This window comes from Spirulina subsalsa PCC 9445, assembly GCF_000314005.1.
Taxonomy (GTDB): Bacteria; Cyanobacteriota; Cyanobacteriia; order Cyanobacteriales; family Spirulinaceae; genus Spirulina_A; species Spirulina_A subsalsa.
In genome coordinates this window covers 3025916-3050853 of sequence record NZ_JH980292.1, presented here as the reverse complement: position 1 = coordinate 3050853, position 24938 = coordinate 3025916, and the positions used below count along the sequence as shown (strand labels likewise).

Sequence of the window (24938 nt, the reverse complement as noted above, 5' to 3'; positions counted from 1 at the left end):
CCTTCCTAGGGGATTATCCTTGCCTTCAACCTCTTGATTCTTTTCTCTGGCTCACAACTCTCTCCCTTCATTAGGAGGTGGCTCTTTGAATTCTCTGGTTCTTTACCCCGAAGCAATCGAACAGGCGATCGCACAACTCGAACAGTGGTTACAACAACCCCACCCTTGGCAAAACTACCGCCTCACCCCGCGCAGTTTAGCCCTCTTACTCCTGCAAAAAGACCCCCAACTCTGGGATACTTGCCCCCCGGACTTTCCCCAGCGTTTAGACATTGAACACCTGATCCTCGAAACCCAAGAAAAACTGAATCAGCCCTTGTCTTTGGCGATCGCACAAACCCGCCAAAACCAAGCCCAACACCTCGAAAATCAGGCACTCCTCACCATCGACACCCCCCGCCTTTCCTTCGTCGAACACCTCCACCGTCTCACCGTCAATCCCCTCACCGGATTTCCCATCCTCCTCCTCATCCTCTACTACGGAATATATAAATTCGTCGGAGAAATTGGGGCCGGAGTCCTCGTCGATGGCATCGAAGGATTCTTTGAAGAACAGATTAACCCCATCGTTGACCAAATCACCAACCAGCTTATCCCCTGGCCCATCCTACAAGACCTCATCGCCCACGACTACGGCATCATCACCCTAGGCGTGCGTTATGCCGTCGCCATTGTCCTCCCCATCGTCGCCACCTACTTCCTCATGTTCTCCCTCCTCGAAGATAGCGGCTACCTCCCCCGACTCTCCCTCATGTTAGACCGCCTCTTCAAGATCATGGGTCTATCCGGTCGTGCCGTGATTCCCATGGTTTTAGGCTTAGGATGCGACACCATGGCAACCATGGTCACCCGCACCCTCACCACCCAACGAGAACGACTCATCGCCGCCTTTCTCCTTTCCCTCGCCATCCCCTGCGCCGCCCAGTGGGGCGTTATTTTAGGACTACTCGCCCAGAAACCCGCCGCCCTAGTCCTCTGGGGTGGGGTCATTTTCGCCATCTTCTTAGGCATGGGCTACCTCACCGCCCGACTCCTCCCCGGCACCTCTGGGGGCTTTTATATGGAAATTCCCCCCCTACGTCTACCCAAATGGCGCAACGTTTTAACCAAAACATGGGTAAGGATGAAATGGTATTTCTGGGAAGTCTTACCCCTATTTATTTGGGCTTCCGTCCTGATTTGGTTCGGTCGTTTAACGGGTCTATTTGATGCCATTATCCGCCTCATTGAACCCATTTCACGAGCATTAGGACTCCCCCAAGAAACCGCCCCCATTTTCCTCTATGGTTTCTTCCGTCGAGATTATGGCGCGGCCGGACTATTTGACATTCAACAACAGGGCGCACTGACAGGCAATCAGTTAGTCGTCTCCGCCATAGTCCTGACCCTCTTTTTACCCTGTGTTGCCCAGTTACAAATGTTAGTGAAAGAACAGGGGCTAAAAAATACCATCTGGATGGTTTTATTTATTATTCCCTTTGCCTTTTTCATTGGCTACCTTGTCCATCTCAGCTTAACCATCTTAGGAGTTAGTTTCTGATCATGAATGCTTTATCCACCGTCAAAAAAGGTCAAATGCACACAGTCGTTGCGCTGAAACCAAAAACTGAGCGAACTTTAATTAAACTAATGGCTTTGGGCATTATGCCCGGTTGTCAGGTCAAAGTTGAACAACAATTTCCCTCCTATATTATTAGTATGGGGCGAACTCGTGCCGCCTTAGACCGAGAAACGGCGGAGGAAATTTGGGTAGAACGGGTTTAAAACCCCTACCTCCCTCTCGTTACTTGGCTCCAGCCAAGTAACGCCCCTCGGAGGCTCTGCCTCCATTCCCAAGTTGAGCCATAAAAGCTTTATCGGTTCTAATAACCCTTGAAAAGAACGCTTATTTTGCCCCAAATTAGGTGAAGATTGGAAACCGGGTTTTTGTTAGGGAGTAGCGGGAAAAGCAGCCAACTAACACAACCCGGTTTCTCGTCTAGCTAGCTCCCTAAACTTTCTAAATCTTCGGGAGTATTGCAATTAAAGAGCATTTTGTCAACCCTTGAATTCATCCCAACAGACTCCACAGAAATCTGGTTTAATAAGCCTTGAAAAGAACGTTTATTTTGCCTTAAATACTGCTGTAAATGAGGGGCGATTGTGGGGCGATACAATCCACATAAAGGCTGCCAGTAATCCTCTGATTTAGGGACAAAAGCTAAAATATTACGGTCGAGATTGCCTAACTGTTTAATCCAATCTTGAATAATATCTGGCTGTAAATAGGGTAAATCACAAGCTAGGAGTAAAACCCAATCTGGTAAAGGGAACTGAGTCAATTGATCTAAAGCTTGAGCAAAGGCAACTAAAGAACCTTGCCCGGGTGTTTTTTCTCCCAAGAATTGAATGTCGGGGGAACATAACCCTTGATAGCGTTCTGGCCAAGGAGTGACGATATACACTTGAGAACAACAGCTTACGGCAACCTTTACCACTCGTTGCAGTAGGGGGATATTTTGATAGGGAATTAGGGCTTTATCTTGCCCCATTCTTGAACTTTGACCTCCCGCTAACACCAAAGTATAAACGATTAAAGATGGGTTTGATAACATAACGTTAACTCCGGCTGGCAAAATTTATTGTAAGATGGGGAGAAACTATACAAAAGTAAAAACTCCGATTGATCCTAATTTTATCAATCTTTACCCCCTCCCTTTTTGGGTTGGATAGCTCAAAACTCAAATCGGCTAAATTTTCATAACTCAAGCCATTCTCAAAACTAAACCCCTTCTTAAAAGGATAAATGACACCATGAATAACAATAAACCCCGAGATACCCAAATTATACCCATTGGTGCGGAAACAACGGTGATCCGTTCTCGAACTTGGGATAGATTGAAATTTGAAATCGAATATGCTCTGCAAAAGGGAACAACGGCTAATTCTTTTGTGATTAAAGGGGATAAAACCGCCGTGATTGATTTGCCGGGGGAATCTTTTACGGAGATTTTTTTAAAGGCTTTAACGGAACGGTTTCCGGTGAGTGACATTGATTATGTGATCTGTGGTCATGTTAACCCGAATCGGGCTGTCACCCTGAAGGCGTTGTTAGAAATTGCGCCGGATGTGACTATTGTTTGCTCGAATCCGGGGGCAATTTCTTTGCGGAAAATCTTACCGGATCAGGCGTTAAAGATTCAAGTGATGAAGGGGGAGGATACCCTGGATTTAGGTCAGGGGCATCATTTGGAGTTTATTTTAACTCCTAGTCCGCGCTGGTCGGATCAAATGTGTACCTATGACCCGAAAACCCAGATTTTATACACGGATAAATTGTTTGGGGCGCACGTTTGCGGGGATCAGATTTTTGATGAGGGGTGGCAGGTTTACCGGGAAGATCGACGCTATTATTTTGATTGTTTGATGGCTCCCCATGCTAATCAGGTGGAGACGGCTTTGGAGAAGTTGGGCAATAAATCGGCTAAGTTATATGCAGTAGGTCACGGGCCTTTAGTGCGTTACGGTTTGACGGAGTTAACGGGACTTTATAAAACTTGGGTTGAACAACAGCAAAACCAACAAAATCGGGTGGCGTTAATCTATGCTTCGGCCTATGGGAACACGGCGATTGTGGCACAGGCGATCGCACGGGGAATTACTAAGGCCGGAGTGGCTGTCGATTCAATCAATTGCGAGTTTACGGAACCCGAAGAAATTAAGGCCGCTGTCACTCACTCGGCGGGGTTTATTATGGGATCTCCCACTTTGGGGGGTCATGCCCCTACCCAAGTCCAAACGGCTTTAGGATTGGTCATTTCAACGGCCGATAAACAACAATTGGCGGGGGTGTTTGGCTCCTATGGTTGGAGTGGGGAGGCCATTGATTTATTAGAGGGGAAATTGCGCGATGCGGGGTATCGTTTCGGTTTTGATCCCATTCGGGTGAAGTTCAAACCGACGGACAGTATTATTAAGTATTGTGAAGAGGTGGGGACGGATTTTGCTCAACTGGTGAAACGGCAACAGAAGCAGAAAAAGCCTAAAGCTTCGGTGAGTGAGTCTCAATCGGCGCGGACAGAACAAGCGGTGGGGCGTGTTGTGGGGTCTTTATCGGTGGTGACGACCCGTAAAGGCGAACTTTCTAACGCTATGTTAGCATCGTGGGTGTCCCAGGCCAGTTTTAGCCCTCCGGGTTTAACCATTGCGGTGGCCAAGGAACGGGCGATCGCAGACTTAATGCACAGTGGGGATAAATTTGTCCTCAATATCTTGCAGGAGGGGAAACAACTGCGGAAACATTTTATGAAAAACTTCGCCCCCGGTGAAGATCGGTTTGTGGGGTTAGACATAGAAACCGCAGAAAATGGTTGTCCCATTCTCAAACAAGCCTTAGCTTATCTAGAGTGCCGGGTCAATGAGCGTATGGAGTGCGGCGATCATTGGTTAGTGTATGCGGTGGTGGATAGTGGCAAGGTCTTAGATAACGAGGGGATAACGGCAGTTCATCATCGGAAGACAGGCATTTACTATTAATGGCGATTCCTTCTCAATGGCAATTTTGGCGCAAAAAACCGGGTTCTCCGCAACCCAAGGATCTCAGTAGTGGATCTCGATCCAAAACCGATAATTCGGCCTTGGTGGGGAAGCGAGTCTATTGGCAACGGGCGAGTGTGGGGATGATGGTCTTTTGGGCGCTTTGTGGTGCGATCGCCTCTGCCCAAAATAACGCTACGGTGCAATGGTTAGACAACCAACTGCGCACCCTCTGGTTTCATCTCCATCCCCCCTCGGGAGTGCCGGAAAATATCGTCATTATTGCCATTGATGACTATTCCATTGCCCAAGGCACCAGCTACCCCCAGAACCCGGATTTAACCTATCTCGAACCCATTCAACGCTGGCCTTGGGAGCGCCAAGTCTATGCAGAAATTATCCAAAAGGTCTTAGACAGTGGAGCAAAGGTAATTGCTTTTGACCTACTGTTTGACCTACCCAGTGGTTACGGAGTCGAGGATGATCAAGCCCTAGAACAAGCCCTCCAGAACTACGGAAAACGGGTCGTTTTGGCGGCCAGCTACGAACAAAGCAACATCCGACGGGGGGAAATGTTGCGCTTAATCTCTCCCCAATTTGCCGAGACTGTGCCGAATTTGAATCTCGGTTCTATCAATTATCTCTATGAGAATGACGGGCGGATTCATCGTTTAGGGCGGGTATTTCAGGAGACTTGGATTCAATTTAACCCCGACTTACAGGAACTGTTTCAAGAATTTATCGGGGGAATGCCGTCTTTTGCCCAAGCGACGGTACAAGGGGCGGGTTTAAACGCCATCGAGGGACCCGGTGAGGGGATATTCTTCCGGGGACCACGCTACAGCTTTGAATATATTCCTTTTGTGGATTTACTGGATCCTGAGAACTGGCAGAGTTATTTAGGCAGTGGGGCCTACTTTCAGGACAAAATTGTACTGGTGGGGGTGACATCTGAACTCGCCCAAGATTTCCACCGAACCGCCGTAGATGAACGGATGCCGGGAATTGAAATCCATGCCAACGCGATCGCAACCCTCCTCACCGGGGAAGCGCTACGGGAGGCTTTTCCCCATCCCCTGACTAAAGGTGCCGTCGTGTTCGTCTCCACCCTCCTCCTTGGCGCTTGGATTAGTCAACGGAAATATTGGCTACACAGTGTTCTGTGGACTGTGGGGTTTATGGTGGTGTGGGGTGGGGGGAGTTATATCCTCTGTTTTTACGCCCAAACCTTGATCCCTACTGCTGTTCCCCTCACCCTGTTGGCCTTAACGGGTATCTCTACCGCTACCTTGGGAGTCGTGCGAGAATTCTTAATTAAGCAGAACCTGCGCACTACCTTAAAACATTACGCCTCCTCGCCCATTATTCAAGAAATTATTGCCCAACAAGACGACTTTCACGACCTCCTCGCGGAACGAGAACGGGAAGTTTTGGCGACTAAATTAGTGGGGCGCTATCAAGTGCTAAAAAAACTCAGTGCTGGGGGATTTGGTGAGACGTATATTGCTTTAGATACCTTGCGGCCGGGACAACCCCAATGTGTGGTTAAACAACTCCATCCCAGCAGCAATGATCCTCGTTACTGGCAACTGGCCAAGCGTTTATTTATTAAAGAAGCAGAAACCCTCGAACGCTTAGGTAAACATGACCAAATCCCCCAACTGTTGGCCTATTTTGAGGAAGGGGACGAGTTTTATTTAGTGCAGGAATTAATAGAAGGCCATCCCTTGGGTCAAGAATTAGTGCGGGATGTCCCTTTCTCGGAAGCGGAAGTCATTGACCTGTTGCGGGACATTTTAGAGGTGTTGGTGTTCATTCATGATCAGGGGGTGATTCACCGGGATATTAAACCGGATAATATTATTCGTCGTCAGTCGGATCATAAATTGGTGTTGATTGATTTTGGCACGGTGAAGGAAATGCAGATGCAATGGCAAGATGATCCCGAACATCAAACCAACCTCACCATTGCCATCGGGACAAAAGGCTACACTCCCAAAGAACAGGCCGTTGGGCGACCTCGTTTTAGTAGTGATATTTATGCCGCCGGAATGATTGCGATTCGGGCTTTAACCTTACTTCATCCCACCCAATTGGAAGAAGATCCTCGCACAGGGGAGTTACTGTGGCAACATTACAGTTTCGGGGTGAGTCCAGAACTAGCGGCTATCCTGAATAAGATGATTCGGTCCCATGTGCGCGATCGCTACCAAAATGCCAAAGATGTTCTATTCGACCTACAGCCCCTAATCAAGCGTTTTCAGCACCAACTCGCCCACCTCCCCCATCGTCATCAGACCTACACCCCCACAGCCCCAGAGTCCGTCCCCTCCACAGCCTTTATGTCAACCTCCGACGCGGCCACCCAACCCCTCGCCGAGGAGGAAGGGGTAACAGCCCTTGATCCCGTAGAAGCGACCACTCAGCCCCTCCCAGACGAGGAAATCACAGCTCTTGATCCCGTAGAAGCGACCACTCAGCCCCTCCCAGACGAGGAGATCACAGCCCTAGAACCGAATCAGGACGATTCTGATGGGATATTCCCTAAACAGACGGGTTCCCATACCCTTGACGAAAAAACAGCCCCATTGCCGCCGGAAAATGTCAATCGTCCTTTATCCCGGAAGCAACAGGAACACACCGCACTTAGCCCCGTTGAAGATGTGACCCGTCCCCTTGGGGATGAGCCGTAGTTTGATCAGTTTGCGAGTAGGGAATTAGGGTTTCAATACCTCATAGGCATTATAGCTCATTTCAAGTTTACCCGTTTTCCAACTTTCTTGTCAACGGTAAACCTTGGTTTCAATACCTCATAGGCATTATAGCTCATTTCAAGAGCGGCGGCTTAGAATGCGTACCCCGTGGGACTTTCCCGCCTGACTTGCGCGACACCCACCCCAAAACTATAACACAGCCTCCGGGAAAAGACAAGAAAAGGCTGAAACCCTTGCCCTGTAAGGTGCGCGACACCCTCCGAACAACAAAGCCCTTCAACCCCAGACCCTCCTTGAATTTCAGCCATTTTTCCCCATCCCCCTAAAAAAACACCTACCCCGTCGCGCTAATTGTAATAGGGTAGGGAACGGGGAACAGGGGGAGAGGGGGAGCAGGGGAGCAGGGGAGAGGCAATCTCCCGACTCCCGATGTCCTAACTTGTCAAGATTCCCCATTCCCCAACCATAACCCTAGGATTCAACCGGATTGGAAATCACCGTCGTTTCTTCCGCCTCCGTCTCCGAGTCACGGAACGCTAAACGGAGGAAAGGAGGAGCCAAAAAGGTCGTCAGAATCACCATCATAATAATGGCAGCATCGAGAGATTCCGACAAAACCCCGCTTGCACTGCCCACACCAGCAAAGACTAACCCCACTTCGCCCCGGGGTACCATACCCACCCCAATGGCTAAACGGTTAATCTTAGGTTGCCCGAAAACCGTCCATCCGGTGACAACCTTCCCGACAATGGCCACCACAATTAAGAAAGCCGCAATAATCAATCCCTCACGGTTAGCGGGATTCGCCGGATTCAACACACTTAAATCCGTTTTCGCCCCTACCGTGACAAAGAAAATCGGCACAAGAATATCTGCAATAGGCATCACCTGCTTATCCAACTCCTTGCGCTTGTCGGTTTCATCCAACACCAAACCCGCCGCAAAAGCCCCTAAAATAGCTTCTAGGTGGATAGCATTGGCCAAAAACGCCATAAAGAAAGCGAACACAAACGCCGGAATAACAAGGTTTCCGCGAGTTTTGAGTTTATCGGCGATCGCAACAAAACTCTGATTAAACACTTTCCCCAACAAAATCGACCCCAACAGGAAGCCACTAGCACTAATAATCAGGTAAATGACATTCATCACATCCACTTCACCCGTTTTCGCCAGACTCGCCACCACCGCTAGGACAATAATCCCCAAAACATCATCAATCACCGCCGCCCCGAGGATAATCTGACCTTCCGAAGACTTAAGACGGCCAATTTCCGACAACACCTTAGACGTGATGCCGATACTGGTAGCCGTGAGGGCAGCCCCCGCGAAAATAGCCGGAATTGTGGGAACCCCAAAAACAAGAATTAAGCCCGCCGTGCCAGCGACAAAGGGAACAGTCACCCCCATCACAGCGACTACAACAGCCTGAACGCCCACCTTCATTAATTCCCGCAAATTGGACTCTAGCCCAATTTCAAACAGCAGGACAATCACCCCCAATTCAGCCAACAGGGAAATCACCTCACTTTGGCTGGCAAACACTTCATTGGCCGCTTCCGGGGAGAGAGGAGTAATAGCATTTAATACCCCCATAATCACCGAAGTCCCAGCCTCTGCGCCCCCTTCAGGGAAGACCAATAAATGCAAAGCCGAGGCTCCAATCAGTACCCCCCCGACTAATTCCCCTAACACCGGAGGCAAACTCAGCAGACGGGATAACTCCCCCCCCAACTTACTCGCCACATAAATCACCACCAAACTCAGCAGCACCCCAGCCAGAATAGTAGGGCTGTTCTCAGATACCGCTTCCGTTGCCAATAGGGGAGTCGTCCACCCCTGAGCCAAAGATTCTAATAACATCATCTCCATGTACTACTACAACTTTGCCCCATTAAAGGCTATTTCGGTCTTTTTTGTAATCTAACCATAGACATAAGTCAATGATTTTTAGTTTGCCATTGATTATTGTAAATATAAGCCAAAGAGTTTACCCGGTTTCCACCCCAAACTTGGTCACTTTGACAATCTAACCATAGATAGAAGTCAATGATTGTACTTTTGACATAGATTCTCTTCAATACAATGCTTGGTTTTTCCTTAGCCTTCGGCTCTGAATCAATTGATTAACTCTCTCTCATTTAATGAATATTTCAATCACTCAAGTTACAAATACCATTCACCTGCGTAACTTGCGGGGTGATCTTCTCGGAGGAGTCACCGCCGCTATTATTTCACTGCCGATGGCGCTCGCCTTCGGTGTGGCCTCTGGTGCGGGTCCAGCCGCCGGACTCTACGGCGCTGTTTGTGTTGGTTTCTTCGCCGCTCTCTTTGGGGGAACACCCACCCTCATGTCAGAGCCCACGGGACCCATGACTGTGGTCATGACTGCCGTAGTCGCCAGTTTCATCGCCAAAGATCCCGAAAATGGCTTAGTTATGGCCTTTACCGTCGTCATGTTGGCTGGGGTTTTTCAGATTATTTTCGGTTTATTAAAATTAGGTAAATATATAACCCTAATGCCCTACACCGTGATTTCCGGTTTTATGTCCGGGATTGGTTTAATCATGGTGATCTTACAAATTGGCCCCTTTTTAGGCCAAGCCAACCCCCCTGGGGGAGTTTTAGGCATTGTCCAAAATCTGCCCAACTTGGTCAATAATATTAACCCCCTTGAAACCATTTTAGGGGTGTTAACCGTTGCCTTAATTTACCTCACCCCAAAACAAGTTAAACGTTTTTGTCCTCCTCAACTCATTGCCTTAATTGCCGGGACTGCCGTTTATTTAATCTTCTTTCACAATAGCGAAATCCGGATTATCGGGGAAATTACCTTGGGTCTGCCTACCATTCAATTCCCCACCTTCCGCCCGGACTTAATTGAGGAAATGCTGGTTGATGGTTTAGTTTTAGGGATGTTAGGGTGTATTGACTCCCTCTTAACCTCTGTGATTGCCGATAGTTTGACCCAAACAGAACATAATTCTAATAAAGAATTAATTGGTCAAGGGATTGGTAATATTATGTCCGGTTTGTGTGGAGGTTTACCGGGAGCCGGAGCCACAATGGGGACGGTGGTTAATATCCAAACGGGTGGATTAACTGCACTTTCGGGCATGGCACGGGCTGGGGTGTTATTAGTTGTCATTTTGGGAGCGGCCGAATTAACTCGGAATATTCCCCTAGCTGTTTTAGCTGGGATTGCCCTCAAAGTTGGGATTGATATTATTGACTGGAAATTCCTTAAACGGGCGCATAAATTATCAGTAAAAGCCGCTGCCATTATGTATGGGGTAATGTTGCTCACGGTCTTTGTTGACTTAATTGTTGCGGTGGGTGTGGGTGTATTTATTGCCAATGTGTTAACCATTAATCGTCTGGCGGAAATTCAATCGGAAAAAGTTAAAGCTATTGATAATCCCAGCGATGAGTTACTGAAAAATGAGCAGGTTAAACAGTTGCTCCATGACGCACATGGTCAAATCTTGCTGTTACACTTAGGCGGGCCCATGAGTTTTGGGGCAGCAAAAGCAATCACCCAGCGTCAATCAATTTTAGATAACTACAAGGTCGTGATTCTGGATTTAAGTGATGTGCCGTTGTTGGGTGTAACGGCTACGTTGGCCATTGAAAAACTGGTAGATACAGCCTACGAGAAATCAATTTCTGTGTTCATTGTGGGGGCAGAAGGGAAGGTTGAGCAACGTCTCCAACGCTTTAATATTCTGGATCGAATTCCCTCACATCATCGGGTACAAACTCGTTTAGATGCTTTACAACAAGCGAAAAACTTAATTGATCCCGTGGTGTTAGAACCGACTGCTTCTGTTCCCTCTTGATTATTGGTCAATACTCCGGGTTAGGGAATAGGGAATAGGTAATAATTATCAACTCCCCTGTTCCCTGTTCCCTTGACTTCTAACGTTGAGCCTTAACTTGTCAAGATTGCCGATTCCCTAAACAACCTCCGTTTCTACCGTCATCACCACTTCAGAAGCGGGCAAAATGGGAGTCGTTTTCTTAATAAAAGATAATTGATGCTCCCGACAATCAATTAACACCGTATCCCCTTCTGTAAACGTCATTTCTAAAATCTTCGTCGAGAGGGGATTCTCTAACTCCCGTTGAATCGCCCGTTTTAACGGCCGCGCCCCATAAACCGGATCATAACCTGCCTCTACAATATAATCCTGAGCCGCCGCCGTTAGTTCTAACGTGATTTTCTGCTCACTCAATAAACGCTGTAACCGTTGTAACTGTAAGCCCACAATCTGCCTTAATTCGTCTCGCGTCAGAGGATGGAAAATAATTAAATCATCAATGCGGTTGAGGAATTCTGGGCGGAAATGTTTGCGCAGGGTTTGAATCACCTGATCCTGCATTTTCCCCTCTTCCTGCTGGGCTTGTAAAGACTCCAAAATATAATCACTGCCGATATTACTGGTCATTACAATAATTGTATTGCGAAAGTCCACCACTCGCCCTTGAGAGTCCGTAATGCGCCCGTCGTCAAGGACTTGTAATAAAATGTTAAAAACATCCCGATGGGCTTTTTCCACTTCGTCCAATAACACCACCGAGTAGGGACGACGGCGCACCGCTTCGCTCAGTTGTCCCCCTTCCTCATAGCCCACATAGCCCGGAGGCGCACCCACTAAGCGGGAGACGGTGTGTTTTTCCATATATTCGGACATATCGAGCCGAATCATGGCCTCTTCGCTATCAAAAAGGGCCTGGGCTAGGGTGCGGGCTAATTCCGTTTTTCCCACCCCTGTGGGCCCCATAAAGAGGAACGACCCAATGGGGCGGCCGAGGTCTTTCATGCCCGCTCTGGCGCGACGAATGGCGGCGGAGACGGCGGAAACGGCCTCTCGTTGCCCGATGACGCGCTGATGGAGATAACTTTCGAGTTGTAGGAGTTTTTGCCGTTCGGATTCTAATAAACGGTGGACGGGAATTCCCGTCCACCGGGCGACAATTTCGGCAATGTCGGCCTCGGTGACTTGTTCTCGTAACAGGGCCTGACCTTGGGATTGTAGTTCATTGAGTTGGACTTCTTTTTCCTCAATTTGCTGTTGCAGGAGTTCTAATTTGCCATATTTTAATTGGGCGGCTTTGTTGAGGTCATAACTATCTTCGGCCTGTTTGACTTGTAAGCGCAGTTGCTCTTCCTGTTCGCGCAGGGTTTTAATTTCTTCGAGCAGTTGTTTTTCCCCAGACCATTGGGCGGAGAGTCGTTGTTTGGTGGGTTCGAGTTCGGCGATTTCCTGTTGAATTTTTTCGAGGCGCTCTTTGGAGGAACTGTAAACACTGCTCACCCCGGGGCTGGGGGTTTGATTTTCGGCTTCTAGGGAGAGTTTCTCCATTTGTAACTGCATGAGGCGACGGTCAATGTCTTCTAACTCGACAGGTTTGGAGGTGATTTCCATTTTCAGTTTAGCGGCGGCCTCATCGACTAAATCAATGGCTTTATCCGGGAGGAAGCGATCGCTAATATAACGATCCGAAAGCGTCGCCGCCGCAATTAAAGCCGCATCAATGATTTTTACCCCATGATGCACCTCATAACGCTCCTTGAGGCCGCGCAAAATTGAGATGGTATCCTCCACCGTAGGCTGTTTCACATAAACCTGTTGAAAGCGCCGTTCTAGAGCCGGATCCTTTTCAATATGATTGCGGTACTCATCCAACGTTGTCGCCCCAATACAGCGCAACTCACCCCGGGCTAACATGGGTTTGAGCAGATTCCCCGCATCCATTGACCCTTGCGGCGACCCCGCCCCAACTACTGTATGGAGTTCGTCAATAAATAGCACAATCTGCCCATCGGAATGGGTCACTTCATGGAGAACGGAACGTAAACGGTCTTCAAATTCCCCCCGATACTTCGCCCCCGCAATTAAACTCCCCATATCCAGCCCAATCAGTTGGCGATTTTTCAGGGATTCGGGGACATCTCCATTAATAATCCGTTGTGCTAACCCTTCTGCAATGGCGGTTTTCCCCACCCCCGGCTCCCCAATCAACACGGGATTATTCTTGGACCGACGGGACAAGACTTGAATCACGCTGCGAATTTCCTCATCCCGACCAATCACCGGGTCTAATTTCCCCGCCCGGGCTAATTCTGTTAAGTCCCGGCCGTACTTACTCAGGGCTTCGTATTTTTCCTCAGAATTCTGTTCTGTGACCTTCTGAGTTCCTCGCACGGACTTAATGACGGCCTCTAAATCTTGGGGGTCCAGATTAAACGTCCGCAGCACTTTCCGCCCCATCCGTTCATCTTCGGCAAAACCGACGAGCAGATGTTCTACGGAGATATAACTATCCTGCCAACTGGCACGGGAGGCCTCGGCGCGGTCTAACATTACATCTAGGCCTCGCCCTAAATACAATTGCTCAACATAGGGAAACCGAGGCTGACGACCGATAAATAATTCTACTTGCTGCCGGAAGCGAGGTAAATCAATATTGGCTTTGGTGAGAATCCGTTGAGTGAGTCCATCTTCTTGGTCGAGGAGGGATAACACAAGATGCTCAATTTCCAGTTGTTGATTGCCATAGCGACGGGCTACATCTTGGGATTTCACAATAGCATCCCAGGCTTGTTCGGTAAACTTACTCGGATCGGTCGGCTGCATGGATTATGGGAAAGAGGGACAATCACTGCATCAATTATTCCTGATTCTTGTTAGATGATCAATTCTGATTCCCTCTTGTCTATTCCCTATTCACGGATACCCCCTACAGGTTTGTACTCAATCTCACTTTCGGGAGTATCCATTGCAACAGGGTTTCACTCGCGCCGAGAATATCAGTCTGTCCTTCCATCCCCGCTTGTAGTACACAGGGGGGCCTCGATGAGGGTGTGTTGCAATTCTTGCTCTAGTTGATCGAGTTCCCGTTGTTCGCGATCGCGCTGTTTTTGCAGTTCAATCTGTTGACGGATCAGGGACTCCCGTTCCTGTTGCAGGCGGGCGAGGGTGACTTCACGGGTGGCCTGTTGTTGGGCGAAACGCTGTTCTGAGATTAACACTTCGCTCTTGTTGAGAGTGAGGCCGTTTTGGGCTTTTTCTAAGGTGGCCTGGGCGGCTTGAATCCCTTGTTGGCGGGTTTCAATCTCTTGTTGAGCGCGGATGAGGGCTTGTTCCTGTTCAATGACGCTTAACTGAACTTGCGCCCATTGATCTTGGGAAATAGCCCCTTGTTGGGCAATGGGTTCATAACGTTGCTGTTGGGCGCGGGCGGCTTTTAGGGAGGCTTCCACAGCTTGCAGGTTGGCCTGAGCGGATTTTAACTCGGCTTCGGCTTGGCGGAGGTTGGTGCGGGCAATGGCTAGATCCTGTTGGCTGTTTTGTTGGCGATCGCGATAATCCTGTTCTTGTCCTGCCCATTCCGCCCGGGCTGAGGCGATCGCCCGTTGACTCCCCTCCTCTTCTGCCACCCTTTGACGATCCATTGCTGTGATTTGTACGGTCATTTGTGCTAGTTGTTGGTCGAGGCGGTCGATCAGGCCTTGGATCTGCCTATGCTGAATTTTGAGGGGGGTGTCATCGAGTCGGGCAATCATTTCCCCCGCTACGACCTCTTGATGCTCCCCCACGACGATCTCTTGAACAATACCCGCCCTCGGTGCTTCCACAAGGCGTAATTCTCCCACAGGGCGGATAGTAGCCGGGGCTGTCACTGTCACGGGGTAAGGAATGACGGCGGACAGGAGGAAGGCGGCGATCGCTGTTCCACCAAGAGTCAGCCCCCCCCAACGTAACCAAGGATTCAGGGGAGGAAGTAGTTCTTGGGCAGAGAGTCGAGGGAGATGATCGGGATAGACCATAAGGTTAAAATATAAAGAAGACCCAGAGTAAAATCTGGGTCTTAAACCGTGAACAACTATCACCCTAAGATCCCGGCACAATACTTTTTTGTCCAAGGATTTTGGGGTGCTTTTTTGTGGGGCGACCCTGAGAAAGATGAGGTTTGAGTGCCTAACTGATGGTCAAACTGTCCTCTGCTTCAAGGCCACAAGACCAGTTGCAAGTGTGGGTGAAGCCCGTGCCACCGGTGCAAGTCGTACAGCCACCGGCCAAAGAAGACATATCTTCATCGCTCAATTCAATCAGACCTGCCGGATTTTCAGGCAACAGACGGCGTTGTTCTGCGCTGAGACTGGCGCGATACTCTGGATCTTTCCACGCACGGGTGATTTCAAAATTAGACATCGTTAACCTCCTATAGGTTCAGTTGGAGGGGAGCGGAATGCACCCCGCTTTTATCTTACCCCAAAACTGAGAACGATAATCATTATCAAAATAAAAAGATTTCCCCAGTTGCCGAAACCCTTTAAGGGGTTGGGTTTCACCCATCCAAAAAACTTAGATGCTTGCCCAACTGAGTCAGGAGAACTTCAGGGGAACCTTGCTGTTGAACCTTGCCGTTTTCCAACATCACCACCCAATCGGCCCGACGAATGACTGGGGGGCGATGACTGATGAGAATGGTAGTTTTGCCTTGACGATGGGCTAAAAGCTGCTCTAGCACCGCCGCCTCCGTCACGGGGTCTAAACTGCCCGTAGACTCATCCAGAATGAGGATGGGCGGGTCTGTGACGATACCCAGCGCGATCGCCAATCGTTGCCGTTGCCCCCCAGACAAATTCGCCCCAAACTCCCCCAAAATCGTTTGATACTGATTGGGCAACTGACCAATGAACTCATCAGCCTGAGCAATCCGACAAGCCTCTACAATCTTGGCAAAACTTAGCCCCCTCTGACCTAAACTCAAATTATCAATAATTGAACGACTCCAAAAGTGAACCTCTTGGGGAATTAAAACCACCTGTTGACGAACGCAATCTAGAGCTAAATCCGGTAAATTATAAGGGCCAATACGAATTAACCCCCCTTGGGGAAAATATAGCCCCGCCAGTAACTTCACCAAGGTACTTTTCCCACAACCAGAAGCCCCCACTAACGCAATCGCTTGTCCTCCCGGTAGCCGCAGCGAAAAATTCTTTAAAAGCTCTAAACGTCCCGGATGATAAAAGGTTACATCTTCAAAAATAATCTGATCATTGGCTGCTAAATTGACCCAAGGTTTTCGTTCTAATTTCTGAACCTCTAACTGACTCCCAGTTACATCATTGAGCCGTTGTAAAGCAATCTTAACAAAAATAAACTGATTGACCCATTCAATTAAACTGACCACGAAAGCCAAACAATTACGATTCATAATATTACAAGCCACCAACTGACCAATGGTGAGACGTTCAGCAAAGACTAACTGACTGCCCACCCAAAGAAATATAGCCTCTCCCAGTAAGAATACTAAATTAGAAAATGCCGTATTTCCCAGAGCCAACTTTAAACGCTGAAAATTAAGATGAGCTTGCCGCCCAAAGCGAGACTGAAACTCTTCTAAAAACTCTCCACTAGCACTTTTTGTTTTTAGTAATATGGCTGACTTAAAAGTTTCAATTAACACCCCTTGGTTTTCTGCCGTTAATGCTAAAAGGCTTTGGGTTTTTTGTTGAATCGGCTTTAAAAAAGCAACCGTGACTAATGTCATAATAGCCGCTAAAATTAGGGTGGCTAAAACTAAACGAAAATCATAAATAAAAATCAACCCCAGAGATACCCCAGCAATCAGAAACTGACTAGGGAGTAAAATAATCACCTGAGAGATAAATTGATTCACCGCTTGAATATCTCGTAAACGGCTGGCCACCTCACCACTGCGATGGGATTCATAATAGGTTAAAGGAAGTTTTAGTAAAGCGGCACAAAATTCTAAAACCAAATCTAACTCTAACCCTTGGGCAAAATAGGTTATAATGTAGGATTGAATAAACCTTAAACCACTGCGGAATAAATTAGAAACAAAAACAACAATCATCAAGCTGTTTAAAAAAGAAACATCCTGACGCACTAACACTTCATCAGTGAGCAATTGTAAGAAGAAGGGAGAGATAAGAGAAAGTAGCCCAAAAACTAGATTAATCCCTAGGACTTGTAACAAGAGATGGCGTTGTTGCCAAAACCGTTGTTTTAATCGTTGAAAACCTGTAGTTAAATGACGATCATCCGGTTGAAGGTTAAAATCAGGACGAGGTTGCAATAAAAGCATCACCCCATTATCCCAACCTGATAATAATTCAGCTTGGGATAGATACCGCAATCCTACCGCAGGATCTCCGATAATGTATTGTTGTTTTTTTGTGCCGTATAAAACGACCCAATGATTACCTTGCCAATGAATAATTCCCGGTAAGGGGACAATATCTTGTTGAATGAGGTCTAAGTTAACCTTAACCCCTCTTGCTTCAAAACCGAGGGCTTTTGCCCCTTGCTTTAAATTGAGTAAATTTGTGCCTAATGCGCCTGTGCCTGCCACTTGGCGGACACGACTGAGGGCAAAAATCTGACCATAATATTGAGCAATTGTGGCTAAACAAGCGGCTCCGCAATCTTCTTCATTGTGTTGTAGAACGACTTTATAGAGCATTTCCCTTTGAGCTTTTTAAAATAGCGATAAATTCCCAGAAAGTTTAATAATTTTTAGGTGGCTCTAAGCGTAAAATATTGGCAACTTTTTCTGGTTCAGCTAAACGTAAAGCACCGTACCCAATCCCCGCTAAACCTGTCATTAAGCCTAATACTTCTACGCCCCCCGGAACACCACAACGACAGCCCATCTGCTCTAAGCTCTCCAAAGTTAAATTGAGATAATTTGTATAAGTTTTTTCTAGCTTAGGATTTAAACAATGATTGCTTTTTTGCCACACAATAGCTGATTGTAAAAGCTCTAAACGTCCAAAAATTCCGTTACAAAGTGAATGATTTTCCTGATAGTTTTCCCAGTTTAATCCTTGCTCTAAAGCCAGTAGGTTAGTCTCAATGGCGACCTTTATTTCTGTCTGAATCTCATCAGAATCTAAGCCATTAATCCCACCCAAACGGGCTAAACCGATACCTGTTGCGCCATAACTCCATCCCACAGAAAAACCTAGAGGTTCATTGGGAGCATTACACCAGTTTTTCTGCTGTGTTCGGTATAAACTGCGCTCATACTTCCAAGCTTCTAGGGCAGCGGCTTTATAACGACTTTCTCCAGTAAATTGGGCTAATTTTACCAGAGCAAAACCAATGCCAGCGACTCCATGAGAGAAGCCACTTAACGGCTGTCGAGGCGGTAAGGTTAGCCAACCAATCCCTTGGGGCATAGTGAGGGCTTTTGCTAATAAATGATCTCCACAGTCTTGGGCAATTTTTTTCAGGTTTGGTTCAGGAATACAGCGAGATAAACTGATTAAACCTAAAATACAACCAGCCGCACCGGAGACAATATCAAAACTCTCGTCTTTGAGGATTAATGGGGGGAGTTTTTCTGACCAATTTAAAGCTTGTTGCCATAGGTCTGGCTGCTGCCAAAGGTGTCCGAGATGACTGAGGGTATAAATTAATCCTCCCCAGCCATTAAAGCCGCCTATGGATTGAATAAAGGGCTGATCAAAGTGGGTTTGTAGGAGGATGGTATTCAGGCATTTTTGAGCAAGTCTTGTGTGAGCAGCATTGGCTGAGACTGCGCCTAAATAGGCATAAAATAGGGTAATGCCGGAAAGTCCTTCAAATAAATCCCAGGCTAAAGGTTTAAGCGTCCAACGTCCCTCTCCCACTGTACCCAATCCTAACCAAGCGGCTTTATTTTCTTCGATAATCCCTAAGCTTTCGAGATGGGAGGCAATGTGTTGGGCAGTGTTGATTAGTCTTGGGGGAAGAGGGCTAGAAGGGGCTGAATTTTGGGCAATTTTTAGGGGAGTAAACTGTAAGTGCTGGAGATTGTTAGAATCTTTATCTTGTTCAGCTTTTTGTAAAATTAAGCTATTTAAAGAGGCTTGAATAAATCCCTGTTGTTGCTGTAAGTCTTCTTCACTTAAGCGGTTTATTTTCTGCTTAACCCGTTCTAATCCAGATTTTTGAAAAAAGTTGGCGATTTCTTGACCTTCACTGACTAAGTGGGGGGAGTTGGGGCGGGTGGTAAAAAAGGGAATATCCCCTCGCCATAGGGCTTGTTTTTCGAGGTTGATAATTTGGGTTAAGCTGGGACGGTGGGGAACGTCAACCCACAGATGATCAAAGAAGCGATCGCGCTCAAGGGCGTTGTGTAAAAGATCGGGGTGATAGCTTTCTTTTAAGAGTAATCCATAAAGGCGGGTGTCACGCAAAACGACCCGAATTTCACAGTTCGCAAATTTGGGAAGCCAATGATTAAGCAGTTGGGAACGGTGGCTTAAACAGAGATGATAAAGGGTGGTAAAACCTTGTAGGATTGAGTTCTGATATTGCCAAGCTTGAACAGATTTTTCCTCTAGTTGGGGTTGATTATGAGCCGAAGGAAGAATATCAGGTTGTCGGGTAACGCGCATTTGATCTGTGCCGATTGCGCTGAGTTGTGCGCTGCTGGTGGGTAGGGTTTCTCCTCCCACTGCCCCTAAACCACTGGCATCAAAACCGGGGGATTTTTCTTTAAGTGCGATGCGTTGGGGTAATAAACCAACGCTCATCACCGACTGTGCTATTTTCTGATTGGCAATTAAACAAGATTCGGGACTGTTGGGATCGATTCGTTCGGGACGAAAGAGGGTTTCTAGGTCAATGAGGACGGGGTTTTCTCCCGCAGCAATGAGATTTTCTAGGTGAAAGTCTGTGGCTTCTAAGGTGTAAAGAAGGGCTAGGTAATGACCAATTCTTTGATAAAAACGGTCAATTTGAACAGGGGTTTCACAACTGGCTGGGGCGATGTATTCCATCCAACCATATTGTCCTTGATTGAGGATTTTAACTTGAGGGAAGGGGATCTCAAGGTGGGGATTAAACCACTCTAAAAGCTGTTGGAATTGTTGATCAATGGCGAGGGATCTGGGTTTGTAAACTAGCTTCAGGTTGCTAAATTCTAAGATGGCAACGGAACGCCCCCCACAATGGCGATCGCCTGCCCCCTGTTGAATTTTTACCAGTTGTCCGGGAGGTTGCGCTGTGAAGTGAGAACAAATGAGGGGCCAATCCTCCACCAGACGCTGGATCAGTTCTGTGTTACTGTTCACCCATTGCTCTAGGTGTAGGACTAACTGCCGGGTGAGGACGGGATATTCTGCAAAAAGGGCGATCGCATAATCGGGCTGTTTTAACTGTTCAATAAAGTCCAGAAACCGTTCTTTCGCCGTATTTCCTGAGAGTTGACCCTGTAAACGAGCAACATTTAACTCTAGGGTGAGTGTTTGACTGATGAAGTTGAGTAGTTGTTCAGGTAAATTGCCCAGTAAGAGGCGTTTAAGGCTGTCCACACCCCAAGAGGGGGGCGCGGGGGGGAGTTGAGACTCCAAGCGGGCGATTCTCGTTCCGAGACGCTGCGCGATCGCCTCACTGAGTAACGGCCGCACCCAATGGAGCAATCCCACCAGTAAACGCTCCTCCGCTAAATCCGCACCGGAGGCGATCTGAATATTATCCCAATCTGCTCGCCCAAAGGCGCTCTCTAGTTGCTTCAACCATTGGGGAGGTGTTAAACGGTGCGCCAAGGACTCCGGAGACTCCCCCACCACGGCACACCACAGATCCTCACTGATCCCTTCAATCGCTAACTTTTGCCGCCAATACTCCTCTTGCTGAAAGGGGGTTTGCTGTCGCCAGCGCTCTAGGTAGCGATTCTCGCTACCAGATGCCCCCGGTTGTCCCGACGCTAAACGCTCCTCCAACCGTAAAGCCTGATACCAGCCCGGACTCTTGACCTGCACACCTCGCCCCCTTTCCGTTTCAGCCATTGCAATGCTTCCCCCTTGCCTTTTTTAGTGATAATGATTATCATACTCACACTTGTACAAGAATGATAATCATTCTTAAAAAAATACGGCAAGCTTGCCAAAAAGGTTTGTGAGGAAACAAAACAATGTCAAAATTTGCGCGGTATCTACCCCCCAGTGTCATGGGCAGACTGGGGACTCTCCTGTTGGGATTAGGCAGTGGTGCGATCGCCTTCTCCCCCCTTCCCCTCTTCGCTCAAAACCTTGAGGATTTCACCCTCAACAGCGCCCCCATGAGCCAAATGAACTCCGTTTCTGGGTTGCGGGATGTCTCCCCAGGGGACTGGGCCTTTAGCGCCTTACAGGGACTCATAGAGCGTTATGGTTGCTTAGTGGGCTATCCAGACGGAACCTTTCGCGGTCAACGCCCCCTGAGTCGTTACGAATTCGCCGCCGGATTAAACGCTTGCCTCGAACAAATCCAGCGCATTCTCGCCGCATCTACCGCCGATTTTGTGACCCGCGAAGACCTCAACCTATTAGAACGACTGCTCAAAGAATTTGAAAGCGAACTGGTGACACTCGGCACCCGCGTAGATCACCTCGAAAGTCGAACCGCCTTCTTAGAAGATAACCAATTTTCCACCACCACCAAACTGAGAGGAGAAGCCATTTTTGCCCTCACCGATGTCCTCACCGGAAGCGGCACCACCTCCACCTTTCCCGCCATTTTCGGTCGCACCGGACAAATCAACGTCCCCACCCCCACCCAAAACCCCATCTTTGGCAACCGAGTTCGTCTCGACTTCCTCACCAGCTTTTCCGGCCAAGATGAACTGAAAATCCGCCTCACCAGTGGCAACCTGCTTCACCCCAACCGTCCCGTCGGTCCGGTTGACCCCGGACAACCTCGGGGTTTACGCTACGGCCCCTCCCCCCTGCGCGGTTTTCAGGGCGGTTCTGACTTTTCCCCCGAAGGTCAACAAACCTTTAACAACATTGGCTCCCTACCGGGCAACAATACCCTCGGTCTAACCCAACTCAGCTATAAATTCCCCCTCAGCCAGCAAACCCAACTGGTCATCATGGGATTTGGGGGGGAACATCATGATTATGTCCCCACCACCTTCAGTTTTTGGGATGATGATAACGGCGGCACCGGCTCCCTCTCCCTCTTTGGACAACGCAGCGCCATTTATAACTTTGAAGGAGCCGGATTAGGATTTAGCCACCATTTTAGCGATCGCCTCAGTTTCAGCGCCGGATACCTCGCCAGCTATGCCAACGACCCCACCCGTCCCCAACCCGATAATCCCTTTAGTGGGGGACTCTTTGACGGTCGTTATTCTGCTCTCGCTCAACTCACCGTTCAACCCAGCGATAACTTTTCCTTCGGATTAACCTATAGCTACAGTCGCCACAACGTTGGCGGTCCCGTGGCCAGTTTGCCCATCTTTTTTGGCGACCAAGGAACCACCCTCGCCAACTTCCCCGTCATTCCCAGTCAAGAATCACGGGTCAATTCTTACGGAATCGCCGCCTTATGGGAAATTAGCCCCAAATTCGCCGTTAACGGCTGGTTTGCCTATAACCGGATCAAAACCTCCGGGGGAACCCTGCCCCTTTTCTTTGGCGGTACCCCCTATTCCGGCAGTTCCGCCGATGTTCTCACCTATGGCGTTTCCCTCGCCTTTCCTGACCTAGGCGGCCCCGGTCACTTAGGCGGCCTAGTGGTGGGAGCCTCTCCCTACGCCACCCGCGCCAAAGTCCCGGAACCTTTCCGCACGGGTAACAATTGGTTCGGCTCTAATTTAGGTGAAGATTTTACGGATTTAATCGCCGGGAATACCGTACCTTGGCATATTGAGGGCTTTTACCGTTATAAAATGACCGACCAAATTTTTATCACCCCCGGTCTAATTTGGCTGACGGCTCCTAATCAAACCTCTCGTAATCCCAGTGTTCTGATTGGTACGTTACGGCTGACCTTTTTGTTTTAACTCCGATTGCCTAGCTCTCTCTGCTCCTGACTAATCAGCAACAGGGAGAGCCAATCCTTAATTCCCCCTATTCCCCACATCTAACCGCGCCTCACGCCAGATATTCACTCCCCCGCGTAGGACAAGGAGCGAAATCATAAACCCCACAATCAAATCAGGGAAACGGGAATCCAAAACAGCCACCAACAAACCCGCTATAATCACTCCAACATTCGCAATCACATCATTCTGGGTGAAAATCCAACTAGCTCGCATATGAATTTCCCCTTGGCGGTGTTTTGAGACTAAATATAAACAGAAACTATTCCCCAACAAGGCTAAACCCGCAATTCCCATCATCCAGCCTGACTCGGGAGAACTCCCTGTAATAAACCGTTGCATGACATCCACGAGGACTAAAACCGCTAGGGTTATTTGAAAAATGCCACTCAAAGAGGCCGCACGGTTTTTGTGCTGACGAGATTTCCCGACAGCATAAAGGGATAGAGCATAGACGATCATATCTGCCAACATATCTAAGGAGTCGGCAATTAAGGCTGTAGACTCGGCTAGAACGCCTGTAATGACTTCCAGCACAAATAAACTGGCATTAATGACCAACAAAATCCATAGGGTTTTTCGTTCTTGCTTGTTGTTGGCTTCAACGTGACATCCACAATCCGACATCTCATTCCTCAATGGGTTGTAAGTGGGGGCAATTCATGAATTCCCTCTAGGAATAGCATTTTAAGGGGGTTAGGGGGGATTTTTTCCCCTTGGCGGCACAAAAAGCCCATGATTAGAACCTAGGCTAATCATGGGCAACTCACACATCAATCACAGTTTAAGCGCTCAAATACTCTTTCACTTTGGCGCGACGTTTCCGTAAGTGACTCAGGGCTTGGTGTTCGAGTTGGCGCACTCGTTCCCGACTGAGGTTTAACCGTTCCCCGACTTTGGCTAAGGACATCCCTTTCCCGTCGTCTAAACCAAAGCGCAAACTAAGCACTTTGCGCTGTTGGGGGGTTAATTCGGCCATCAAATTCTGCAAGTCTTGGCGCAGAGACTCTTGAGTAATGAATAAGTCGGGAGAAATCCCGTCATCTTCGAGTAGGTCACAGAGTTCCGTGTCTTGGTTGTCTCCCACTCGCGCATCTAAGGAAACAGGCTGACGGGCAACGCTGAGATATTCCCGGATTTGGGAGGGCTCAACGCCTAATTCTTGGGCAATTTCCCCGGCTGTGGCACTGCGTCCGAGTTGTTGGGAAAGTTCCCGTTGAATTTTTTTGATTTTGTTTAGTTTTTCGGTGATGTGGATGGGTAAACGAATGGCGCGAGCTTGTTGGGCGATCGCACGAGTGATGGCCTGACGAATCCACCAGTAAGCATAGGTGGAGAATTTATAGCCTTTGGTGGGGTCGAATTTCTCCACTCCCCGTTCTAGGCCTAATGTCCCTTCCTGAATCAGATCCAAGAATTCCATATTGCGCTTTTGGTATTTTTTCGCGATCGCCACCACTAGGCGCAAATTCGCCTCAATCATTTTCCGTTTCGCCCGTTTTCCCTGGCGTAACAGTTGCCCTAATTCGCTTTCACTGATGTTCAGATGTGCCGCCCATTCTGCCCGAGTCGGTTCCCGTCGCAAGCACTCTTGCAACGCACTGTATTCTTCCAGCAGAACCATCATTTTTTGCACCTGTTTTCCATAAATAATCTCCTGTTCATGGGTGAGCAGGGGCACCCGCCCAATTTCTTGGAGATAAGTCCGCACCATATCCCCAGAAATTTTAGTGTGAGTCGCTTTGGTGTCAATGTTGGCAGTAGGCATCGTGTGATAATGACTCCTTAAAAGTCGCAACAGGTTTTTCGCTGAGGTTTATCCTCTCTATGCAGTAAAAAGGCGTGCATCTGTTCAGTCACTCCCCCCCTTCCCCCCTG

At 48.3% G+C, this 24938-nt stretch carries 15 protein-coding genes; 6 read left to right on the top strand and 9 right to left on the bottom strand.

The genetic code is table 11. The features are described 5' to 3' along the window. Positions 1 to 85: 85 nt before the first annotated feature. Both SPI9445_RS0113830 and SPI9445_RS0113825 read left to right on the top strand, forming a co-directional pair. On the top strand, positions 86 to 1540 hold the full coding sequence (locus SPI9445_RS0113830; RefSeq protein WP_017305353.1) for a ferrous iron transporter B: 1455 nt from the start codon (positions 86 to 88) through the stop codon (positions 1538 to 1540). 2 nt (positions 1541 to 1542) lie between these two features. Beyond that, complete coding sequence (locus tag SPI9445_RS0113825) at positions 1543 to 1764, top strand: FeoA family protein (protein WP_017305352.1); 222 nt, start codon at positions 1543 to 1545, stop codon at positions 1762 to 1764. A gap of 218 nt (positions 1765 to 1982) precedes the next feature. On the opposite strand, the gene SPI9445_RS0113820 is transcribed toward SPI9445_RS0113825, so the two are convergent. After that, positions 1983 to 2594, bottom strand: a complete 612-nt coding sequence (locus SPI9445_RS0113820) for a molybdenum cofactor guanylyltransferase (RefSeq protein WP_026079784.1) — start codon at positions 2592 to 2594, stop codon at positions 1983 to 1985. Between the two features lie 199 nt (positions 2595 to 2793). Between SPI9445_RS0113820 and SPI9445_RS0113815 the strand changes: the two genes are divergently transcribed. After that, positions 2794 to 4515, top strand: coding sequence for a diflavin flavoprotein (locus SPI9445_RS0113815; RefSeq protein ID WP_017305350.1), 1722 nt, complete (start codon positions 2794 to 2796; stop codon positions 4513 to 4515). Then, positions 4515 to 7208 carry a serine/threonine-protein kinase gene (locus tag SPI9445_RS25580; RefSeq protein ID WP_017305349.1) on the top strand — a complete coding sequence of 898 codons (2694 nt, stop codon included), beginning with the start codon at positions 4515 to 4517 and terminating at the stop codon, positions 7206 to 7208. Before SPI9445_RS0113815 ends, SPI9445_RS25580 begins: the two co-directional genes overlap by 1 nt. Before the next feature lie 492 nt (positions 7209 to 7700). On the opposite strand, the gene SPI9445_RS0113800 is transcribed toward SPI9445_RS25580, so the two are convergent. Then, the gene (locus SPI9445_RS0113800) at positions 7701 to 9089 is read right to left on the bottom strand and encodes a cation:proton antiporter (protein WP_017305347.1); all 1389 of its coding nucleotides are present in this window, start codon (positions 9087 to 9089) and stop codon (positions 7701 to 7703) included. 281 nt (positions 9090 to 9370) lie between these two features. On the opposite strand from SPI9445_RS0113800, the gene bicA reads away from it, so the two are divergent. Then, on the top strand, positions 9371 to 11065 hold the full coding sequence (bicA, locus tag SPI9445_RS25575; RefSeq protein ID WP_017305346.1) for a bicarbonate transporter BicA: 1695 nt from the start codon (positions 9371 to 9373) through the stop codon (positions 11063 to 11065). Positions 11066 to 11182: 117 nt separating this feature from the next. Here the strand turns inward: bicA and clpB are convergent, their stop codons facing one another. The 5 genes from clpB to SPI9445_RS0113765 form a co-directional block, all read right to left on the bottom strand. Beyond that, entirely contained in the window at positions 11183 to 13867 is a 2685-nt protein-coding gene (clpB, locus tag SPI9445_RS0113790; RefSeq protein ID WP_017305345.1) for an ATP-dependent chaperone ClpB, read from the bottom strand. Between the two features lie 173 nt (positions 13868 to 14040). Continuing rightward, the gene (locus tag SPI9445_RS25570) at positions 14041 to 15060 is read right to left on the bottom strand and encodes an HlyD family secretion protein (RefSeq protein WP_017305344.1); all 1020 of its coding nucleotides are present in this window, start codon (positions 15058 to 15060) and stop codon (positions 14041 to 14043) included. Between the two features lie 151 nt (positions 15061 to 15211). Continuing rightward, positions 15212 to 15445, bottom strand: coding sequence for a mersacidin/lichenicidin family type 2 lantibiotic (locus tag SPI9445_RS0113780; protein WP_017305343.1), 234 nt, complete (start codon positions 15443 to 15445; stop codon positions 15212 to 15214). Positions 15446 to 15581: 136 nt separating this feature from the next. Continuing rightward, positions 15582 to 17726 (bottom strand): peptidase domain-containing ABC transporter, encoded by a 2145-nt coding sequence (locus tag SPI9445_RS0113770; protein WP_017305341.1) that lies wholly within the window; start codon positions 17724 to 17726, stop codon positions 15582 to 15584. A 43-nt stretch (positions 17727 to 17769) separates the two neighbouring features. Next, the gene (locus SPI9445_RS0113765) at positions 17770 to 21042 is read right to left on the bottom strand and encodes a type 2 lanthipeptide synthetase LanM family protein (protein WP_017305340.1); all 3273 of its coding nucleotides are present in this window, start codon (positions 21040 to 21042) and stop codon (positions 17770 to 17772) included. 125 nt (positions 21043 to 21167) lie between these two features. Between SPI9445_RS0113765 and SPI9445_RS0113760 the strand changes: the two genes are divergently transcribed. Then, a complete protein-coding gene (locus tag SPI9445_RS0113760) occupies positions 21168 to 23021 on the top strand; it encodes an iron uptake porin (RefSeq protein WP_017305339.1) in 1854 nt (617 codons plus the stop codon). Positions 23022 to 23078: 57 nt separating this feature from the next. Here SPI9445_RS0113760 and SPI9445_RS0113755 read toward each other — a convergent pair whose 3' ends face one another. Both SPI9445_RS0113755 and SPI9445_RS0113750 read right to left on the bottom strand, forming a co-directional pair. Beyond that, positions 23079 to 23687 carry a cation diffusion facilitator family transporter gene (locus SPI9445_RS0113755; RefSeq protein ID WP_017305338.1) on the bottom strand — a complete coding sequence of 203 codons (609 nt, stop codon included), beginning with the start codon at positions 23685 to 23687 and terminating at the stop codon, positions 23079 to 23081. Between the two features lie 157 nt (positions 23688 to 23844). Continuing rightward, positions 23845 to 24828, bottom strand: coding sequence for an RNA polymerase sigma factor, RpoD/SigA family (locus SPI9445_RS0113750; protein ID WP_017305337.1), 984 nt, complete (start codon positions 24826 to 24828; stop codon positions 23845 to 23847). Between the last annotated feature and the right edge of the window lie 110 nt (positions 24829 to 24938).

Coding starts and splice junctions, on each gene's coding strand:
- SPI9445_RS0113825 (WP_017305352.1), top strand. CDS start 1,543: ATGAATGCTTTATCCACCGTCAAAAAAGGTCAAATGCACACAGTCGTT.
- SPI9445_RS0113820 (WP_026079784.1), bottom strand. CDS start 2,594: ATGTTATCAAACCCATCTTTAATCGTTTATACTTTGGTGTTAGCGGGA.
- SPI9445_RS0113815 (WP_017305350.1), top strand. CDS start 2,794: ATGAATAACAATAAACCCCGAGATACCCAAATTATACCCATTGGTGCG.
- SPI9445_RS25580 (WP_017305349.1), top strand. CDS start 4,515: ATGGCGATTCCTTCTCAATGGCAATTTTGGCGCAAAAAACCGGGTTCT.
- SPI9445_RS0113800 (WP_017305347.1), bottom strand. CDS start 9,089: ATGTTATTAGAATCTTTGGCTCAGGGGTGGACGACTCCCCTATTGGCA.
- bicA (WP_017305346.1), top strand. CDS start 9,371: ATGAATATTTCAATCACTCAAGTTACAAATACCATTCACCTGCGTAAC.
- clpB (WP_017305345.1), bottom strand. CDS start 13,867: ATGCAGCCGACCGATCCGAGTAAGTTTACCGAACAAGCCTGGGATGCT.
- SPI9445_RS25570 (WP_017305344.1), bottom strand. CDS start 15,060: ATGGTCTATCCCGATCATCTCCCTCGACTCTCTGCCCAAGAACTACTT.
- SPI9445_RS0113780 (WP_017305343.1), bottom strand. CDS start 15,445: ATGTCTAATTTTGAAATCACCCGTGCGTGGAAAGATCCAGAGTATCGC.
- SPI9445_RS0113770 (WP_017305341.1), bottom strand. CDS start 17,726: ATGCTCTATAAAGTCGTTCTACAACACAATGAAGAAGATTGCGGAGCC.
- SPI9445_RS0113765 (WP_017305340.1), bottom strand. CDS start 21,042: ATGGCTGAAACGGAAAGGGGGCGAGGTGTGCAGGTCAAGAGTCCGGGC.
- SPI9445_RS0113760 (WP_017305339.1), top strand. CDS start 21,168: ATGTCAAAATTTGCGCGGTATCTACCCCCCAGTGTCATGGGCAGACTG.
- SPI9445_RS0113755 (WP_017305338.1), bottom strand. CDS start 23,687: ATGTCGGATTGTGGATGTCACGTTGAAGCCAACAACAAGCAAGAACGA.
- SPI9445_RS0113750 (WP_017305337.1), bottom strand. CDS start 24,828: ATGCCTACTGCCAACATTGACACCAAAGCGACTCACACTAAAATTTCT.